Origin of the sequence: Paraburkholderia sp. BR14374 (assembly GCF_040948685.1) — a bacterium.
Classification (GTDB): Bacteria; Pseudomonadota; Gammaproteobacteria; order Burkholderiales; family Burkholderiaceae; genus Paraburkholderia; species Paraburkholderia youngii.
Genome location: NZ_JBFPKF010000060.1, coordinates 1 through 7,330, shown reverse-complemented (window position 1 = coordinate 7,330; position 7,330 = coordinate 1). Strand labels below are relative to the sequence as shown.

Genomic DNA, 7,330 nt, shown 5'->3' with positions numbered 1-7,330 from the left:
GCATTCTGGAAGCAGCGTCACCTGCTTGCGATCTTCGCCTTCTATGAATCGCTTCATCCGGTCACCCATGCTGAATGAGTTAATCCAGTCTAGGCGATCAACGCGTTTTCACACAAGCTCGACCCGTTGCAGCCGCTCGCAGCAGCGGCGCGAGCGGCCAGTCCTGGGCTTAGTCCAGCCGATCGCGTGTGTTGTCGAACCAGGGCGCGAGGTTCCCGCCACGTTGACTCATTGCCAATGAAGTGACGCAGCACGTCCACAGAGGGTGCCGGCGGCTTCTATCGCATCCGCAACTAGGGTCCGCTTGCCACCGACGCGGGGGCCAATGTCGCGAAGGCGCGAGCTGCTGGACGTTGTGGTGGCGTGGTGTATTCCGATCGCTCGCCAGATTTCGGACAAGGCTGGACGGTCGGGTAGCTACATCGTCGTGCTCGAAACGAACCGTTCGATTCGAAGTAAGCGCCTCGCGTGGGCCGTTCGCGATGTCTCGCGCGCATGAGGCACGATAGTGACGGCGCGCTGAGAGTAACGGATGATAGATTCCGGAGGACCGCCGGGAGATCAGACGGTGGGGGGCGGAGTGGGCTGCCTGGTCAACTTGTCGGCCACGTTCCAGGGCAGCAGTTCGTCGATGTGATTGATCTTGTGGTCGGCGATGTGGGTCAGGACGTATTCGAGGTAGGCGCGCGGGTTAATGTCGTTCAGCTTGCATGTCCCGATCAGGCCGTACATTGCGGCGGCCCGTTCACCTCCGCTGTCGGAGCCTGCAAACAGGAAGTTCTTCCTTCCCAGGCTCACGCAGCGCAGGGCGTTTTCGGCAAGGGCGTTGCTGATCTCAACGCGCCCGTCTTCGCAGTACAGAACGAGCGCGTCCCATTGATTGAGCGAGTAGCGTATCGCCTTGGCCAGCTCAGACTGCGTCGATAGCGTTGCGATCTTGTCCGCCATCCACGCCTTGATGGCCGCGAGCACCGCGAGGCTCCTCTGCTGCCGTACGCGCAACCGTTCGACGGCTGGCTTGCCGCGGATGTCAGCTTCAATGCCATAGAGTTCGCCGATCAGCTCGAGTACGTGCCTTGTCGCATCGGTCGGTGTACGGACGTGAACGTCGTATATGTACCGTCTCGCGTGATCCCAGCACGCGGCTTCGCGGATCTTGCCACCCGCATATAGCTCGTTGAAGCCGCCGTAAGCGTCGGCCTGCAGGATGCCCTTGAATCCGGCGAGATGAGTCTGCGGATGAATGCCTTTGCGGTCTGGCGAGTAGGCAAACCAGACTGCAGCCGGTTCCGTCGAGCCCGATCGGGTATCGTCGCGAACGTAGACCCACAGGCGCCCCGTGCGGGTCTTCCTGTTGCCCGGTGCAAGCACCGGAATCGGCGTGTCATCCGCGTGCAGCTTGAAGGATGCCATCGTGTAGATCTGCAGCGCTTCGGTCAACGGCTCGCACAGGGCCTCGCACTGGCCGACCCAGCGCCCCATGCTGGCAGGGTCGAGCTTCACACCGTCGCGTGCGGCAATGGCCGACTGTCGGTACAGCGGTTGATGATCAGCGAACTTCGAGACGAGGATGTCGGCCAGCAGGCTCGGATGCGCGATGCTGCGCTCAATCGGCAGGCCCGGCATCGGCGGCTGCGAGAAGTGATTGCAGCAGGTGCAGACTGCCTTGCGCCGGATCGTGCGAATCACTTTGAACATTGCCGCGACACGGGCGAGTTGCTCGGACACGTCCTCGCCGAGTGATTGCATGGCGTTGCCGCAGTTCGGGCAGCTCGAATCGGGTTCGAGCATGTGCTCTTCGCGCGGCAGATGGGGTGGCAACGCCTCCTTCGAGGAGGTTGCGCCGACGGCCACGTTTGTGCCCGATGCGCGGGCGCGGTGAACATCCGCGACACCGCGCCCACCGGTCAGTTCCTCCAGTTCGGTCTCAAGCCGCTCGATCTGCCGGTCCAGTTGCTCGGACTTGCGGCCAAACTGCATCCGTTTTAGTTTGTCGATCTGGGCCTTGAGCTGTTCGATCTCAATATCGCGCTCGGCAAGCTGGGCGCGAGCCTCGAGCAGCAACGCCTTGAGCGCATCAACGTCATCTGGTAGATGGGCATCATCGGTCATGCGCCGGAGTTTACGCGCGCCCGGAAGCGTTTACAACACCGATAGCGCCGCAGTTCGACGCGGCTGTCGCCAATCGATACCCTCGAGCAGCATCGACAACTGTGCATGCGTCAGATGGACCTTGCCGCCGTCGGCCTGCGGCCAGACAAAACGCCCTCGTTCAAGCCGCTTCGCAAGGAGCCATAGCCCGTCCTCAGTGGCCCACAGAATCTTGATGAGGTCACCGCGCCGGCCCCGGAAGATGAAGACGTTGCCACCCATCGGGTTCTCCTCGAGTGCGGTCTGCACCTTCGCCGCCAGTCCCTGGAATCCGCAGCGCATGTCGGTAACGCCAGCCGCGATCCAGATGCGGGTGCCCGCCGGCAGCCCGATCATCGCGACAGTTCTCGAATCAGTAGCCGCAGCATATCCGGCGACACGTTTCCGCGAATCCGCAAGCGTGCGCGGTCGAACTCGATCTCGCAGAGATTCTCCGACGGCGGCACCGCATCGACCGTCATCGGCGGCGCACGTTCTGCCGTCTCCGGGACGATATCCACCGGCAAAAGCGGTGGCACCTGAGGCTCGCGTTTCGGTGCCGCGCCCTCGGGCAGTGTCGGCAAACCGTACTCCCCCGCCAGATAGTGCCGCCGCCACTTGAATAACAGGTTTGCATTGATATCATTGCTGCGCGCGATCAACGCCACCGACGCGCCCGGCTCGAACGATTGCTCAACCAGTCGCCGCTTGAACTCGGTCGGAAAGTTCGGCCGCTTATACGCGCTGCCGGTCGCGCGCTCGTCCCACGTCTCGTCCACTTTGGCGTCCGCAATAATTTGGTGGACACCAAATTACCCGGTCACTCAATCCGCCGTCCAGAACGGCCCTCACGAGTTGCTTACGATTCGAACGGTGGGTTCTCTCTTGGGATTCAGTCTGCAGTTTCGATGCGTACAGGCACCGCGCTCATTACCGGCATGGCGTTGATCGGATCAAGGCCAACCGTCGTGCTGAGCAACTGGTTTGGATTTGTGCCGGCGTAGGTTTCGGGCTCCTCGTCGGGCATCGGTCCCCAGCCGTGCGGAATGGACACGACGCCTCGGCGCAGTGCAGGGTCCGCTTTGACGATAGCTCGAATGCGGCCGTGCGGCGAAACAATGGCCACGCACTGGCCTTCGGTCAGTCCTTGAGCAGCCAGCTCATCGGGATGCGCAAAGGCCGGATTGAACGGCATGCGTCGGCGCACCGCGGGCAGGTGGTGGTACATGGTGTTCTGCACGTCGCGCACACGCCGCACTGCCAGGCGATGCGTAAACCCCGGCGGCGCCCCCGCTTCGTTCAGAACGGCCGCCAGTTCGCGCTCGACGTCGTCCGGCATCACGTCAAAGCGCGCGTTATTAGCTGGCTCGCCAGGCTGCACGATCATCGGTTCGACCTCGTAGATTTTCCCATGTGGGTTCAGCTTCAGTTCGTCGAATGAAATGGAGCCGTGGCGAACCAGGATCGCAAGCAGCTCGTCGGTGGTCGGAGCTGCGCGCATATCGAGCGGAACGTCGTCGAATATGACCGTCCTGCCCAGGCGCCGCGCGAGATCCCAGAACACGAACCAGTCGTCCACGACTTCGGATCCCTCTGGCGGCGTCGCCACGGCGGCCGAGTATTGTGCGTAAGGCTGGAACATGATGTAGGACTCGTAGTCGCGCGAATGCAGGTCGGCGCGCTCGAACATCAGCTTCGGTGGAATCACATAATGCGCGAGCCGCGCAGTGTTAGTCATGAATGGCTCGATGCATACAAGTAGTTGCAATTGACGCAGCGCATCGGCGATGCGACGCTGGTCTGGCACAGCATCGACTGGATTGCCGCCGTCGACCAACAACGCACGGATCTGGCCGGCGCCAGGTGTAGTGATTTCCTGGGCCAGCGTGCCGCTCATCTTCTGGCCGAACAGCATGCCATGGCCGCCGACACGGCTCTTCCAGCCGGATTCCCAGGAACGGCGTGGCGGAATCACTTCGGCGCGGCGCTGGTAGCGCGGAGCGACCACGCCGGGATTCGGAACAGGATCGCCGGGGCGAGCGAAGCGGCCACACACGACGTTGAGGCATTCGACCAGATGCTCGGCCAGATTGGAGTGCGGCGCCATATTGGGCCCGGTTCCCGACGCGGCCGAGCCACGCTTGCGGCGCAGGCCGCCGGCGTCCCGGACGGGTTCCGCGAAGGCTGCAGCGGCGGCTTCCAGCCCTTCGACGCTTACGCCGGCGCGCTGGGCGACGTATTCGGGCGTAAACGGCTCGACCGCCCGCGCCAGTCGTCGCAGGTCCTTGACGTAGCGCGCGCAGAATTCAGCATCGTGCCAGCCGCGACACAGAATGATGCGCAGCAGGCCAGCCAGGACGGTCGGGTCCTCGCCCGGCAACACCTGCAGGAAGACATCGGCATGGCGCGCAGTCTCTGTCTCTCGTGGATCGATCACCACCAGCTTCAGGCCGCGCTCCTTCGCTTCGTGGAGCTGCTTGACCGGACTCTGCAATGCAAAGTTGAATGTGGATAGCGACACCAGCGGATTGGTGCCGACGAACAATAGCGCGTCAGCGAGCGCGTACGGATCTTTGCCGGCAGCCCAGCCGCCCAGTCGCTCAAATGCCACCCATTTGGCTGACTGGTCGATGGTCATTGTAGAGAAAAACGAATTCGAACCCAGCGCCGCGAGGAAGGCGGGCAACATATGATTGGCGGCGAGGTTAGAGTAGTTCATGGTGCCGCGAAAGGCTGCGACCGCATCGGCGCCGTGGCGCTCGATCAGTGCCTCAAGCTGCGCCGCGATCTCGGCCAGCATCGCGTCAAGCGGCATCTGCACGAAACTGCCATCGCGCTGCCGTTTCAGCGGGTGCAGGAGCCGCTCCGCGCTGTTATGCGCCTCATGCAGATACGCGCCCTTGATGCAGGCGTAGCCGCGCGTGAGTGGATTGTCGCGGTCGCCGCGCGCAGCAACGACGCGTCCGAGATCGTCGATGGTCAAGCGCAGTGAACAGTTGCCGGCGCAGATGCGGCAGGCGGTGACGGCTTCGCTTGGCACGGCGAGTTCCTCCTGTACTGTGGCTCCACACCTTGTCACCACCCACAGCTCTTGGCGCAAAGGTTATGGCCCGGCCGGATACCTGTGAGATGACAGAGCACCCGCAAATGACCATGCGTTACATCGCCGCCAGACTCTGACCGGGCATTCGCGATAATAAACGACGTTCATATGTGTGGCAAATAGCGTGACGACTTGTTGCGAGCGCCGTTGCCCGCAAGTCCGGCACGCCGCGTCCCGGCGGGACATCGGGCCTCGCGACGGCCCGTCCCACGACCCGACGCGTCTCTACTAGCGCTTATAACGCGCTCGCTCCGCCAGCCGCGCAAATTTGATCGAATGCGCGGCGTGCCATGCTCGTCGGTCAGATGACCGTTTGCGGCGCATAACGCGACACCTGCCGATAAAGTGCGAGCGGCGCTTCATGGCCAAACAGCGCCCCATGACCGCGCATGAACTAGCCTTGGGCGGGCGTCTCATGCAGAAGGCATAGACCGACCCGGAGCAGCCTCTCGGCCTTATCGAAAGCAAAGGTTCGGCGACAACGGTCTCCCCACCGTTATCTTGGTCAATCCACCAACTTGCGGATGAGCAAATACGCAACGAACACAACGGCTGCACCTACCAGTAACCAATAGATCAGTTTCTCTGGCTTGCTCATCCGACTCCATTGCTCGGGCGATGGACCACCTCCGACTGCTGGCATTTCCGCTCCATTTTTTTTCAATACTGCGCGAGTACCGATGCACCTTCCTTGTCAGCGTCGGTCGCCATTGTCAATGATCCGACTGGGGACGTCGAACGGCCGTTCCTGGCCGAATCCCATCCGCCGACCCGTCGATCGCCGATCGTAAAGGGTACGCGAAAGGCAAGCTATCGCAGCAACATGCCTTCGCGGATCTCGACGGGTCCCCCAACTACCCACGACAGATTGCGCTCGCCATGTCCAACGGGGAATCCTGCATAGATTGGAACGCCGAGCGGCGCCAACACGTCCAGCAGCACGTCCGCGAGCGAATAGTCCGCCCCGGCTGGCAACGGACAGCGGACGAACTCTCCGAGCACGATCGCACGCGCGCCGTCGAGGATGCCGGCGTGACGCAGCGTCATGGCGCTTCGGTCAATGCGGTATGCGAGTTCAGTAACGTCCTCCAGCACCACAATGGAGTCGCAAAAGTGCGGCTGCCAACGGCTGCCGGCCGTGCTCGCGAGGACCGTGAGGTTGCCGCCGACGAGTGGCCCCCTGATCGAATCAGCCGGCCCATGCAACCGCTCGAGCGGCAGCGGCGCCGGCGTGACTCCTGTGAGGGTATCGAGAACACTGCGGCGCGACATATCGTCAACTTTTGTCGCGAGGCCGTTGAGCGTCGGCCCATGAATCACGCGGATGCCGGGAATCTGTCGCAGCCCGTAGACAAGCGCGGTCGCATCGGAAAAGCCGATCACGGTTTTCTCGCATGGAACGGTTTTGGGTAGCGCCGACAGCACGTGCGCACAGCCATAGCCGGCGCGTGCGATCCAGATGATATCGACCGCCGGGTCCATCAACGCCGCAAGTAGATCGCTTGTGCGATGCTGATGGGATCCCGCGAGATACCGGAACCGGTCAGCCACGTGCGCGCCTACGGAGACAGAAAATCCCCAACTCTCGAGCAGACAGATCGCCCGTGCGAGGTTGTCCATGTCAGGAACGCCTGCCGGGGCGACGACTGCCACCCGTTTGCCTTCCACTGTCACGTCGGTTGCTCCACTTTGTTGACCGGTCGACGGATGCCGACGTGTTCGTAGGCAACGCTGAGGTGTGCTCCACGCAAGAACCCGCTGAGGTGTGCTCCACCCAAGAACCCGATTTCGTCCTGGAAAACCGACATCGTTGCGCTGAGCCAACTCCTTGTCACCAGTCGGAGCTCCGTTCGAAATCGATTGTCGGCGATTCGGGCGACGAAGTCGATCATCACTTCTGGGTCGCACGCCTCCTGCGGATCTGGCGAAGCGATAGCCTCGAACCGCCGGCCGTATGCGGGAGACATAAGCCGACCCAGGTCGTGTGGAAACGCGATGGCATAACGATGCGGCGCGTGAACCGGAGCCCAGCGGCGCGTTCGACTGCCTTCGCAGCCATCACGACGCCGACGAGAAGCTAAATCTCTCTGACGCGTT

Annotated in this window: 6 protein-coding genes; all 6 read right to left on the bottom strand. The window is 62.4% G+C overall.

All coding sequences use genetic code 11. From position 1 onward, the window contains the following. Positions 1-561 precede the first annotated feature (561 nt). Positions 562-2,112 (bottom strand): IS66 family transposase, encoded by a 1,551-nt coding sequence (locus AB3X86_RS37480; protein ID WP_368599821.1) that lies wholly within the window; start codon positions 2,110-2,112, stop codon positions 562-564. Positions 2,113-2,142: 30 nt separating this feature from the next. Then, positions 2,143-2,487 carry an IS66 family insertion sequence element accessory protein TnpB gene (gene tnpB, locus AB3X86_RS37475; protein WP_368599820.1) on the bottom strand — a complete coding sequence of 115 codons (345 nt, stop codon included), beginning with the start codon at positions 2,485-2,487 and terminating at the stop codon, positions 2,143-2,145. Next, positions 2,484-2,909 (bottom strand): transposase, encoded by a 426-nt coding sequence (locus tag AB3X86_RS37470; RefSeq protein ID WP_368599819.1) that lies wholly within the window; start codon positions 2,907-2,909, stop codon positions 2,484-2,486. The genes tnpB and AB3X86_RS37470 overlap by 4 nt, the downstream gene beginning before the upstream one ends. Positions 2,910-3,022: 113 nt before the next feature. Beyond that, positions 3,023-5,170, bottom strand: a complete 2,148-nt coding sequence (locus AB3X86_RS37465) for a molybdopterin-dependent oxidoreductase (RefSeq protein WP_368599818.1) — start codon at positions 5,168-5,170, stop codon at positions 3,023-3,025. A gap of 873 nt (positions 5,171-6,043) precedes the next feature. Continuing rightward, positions 6,044-6,907, bottom strand: a complete 864-nt coding sequence (locus AB3X86_RS37460) for an LD-carboxypeptidase (protein ID WP_368599817.1) — start codon at positions 6,905-6,907, stop codon at positions 6,044-6,046. Beyond that, the coding region (locus AB3X86_RS37455) for a hypothetical protein (RefSeq protein WP_368599816.1) at positions 6,904-7,330 on the bottom strand (427 nt) is incomplete at its 5' end. The genes AB3X86_RS37460 and AB3X86_RS37455, both read right to left, overlap by 4 nt.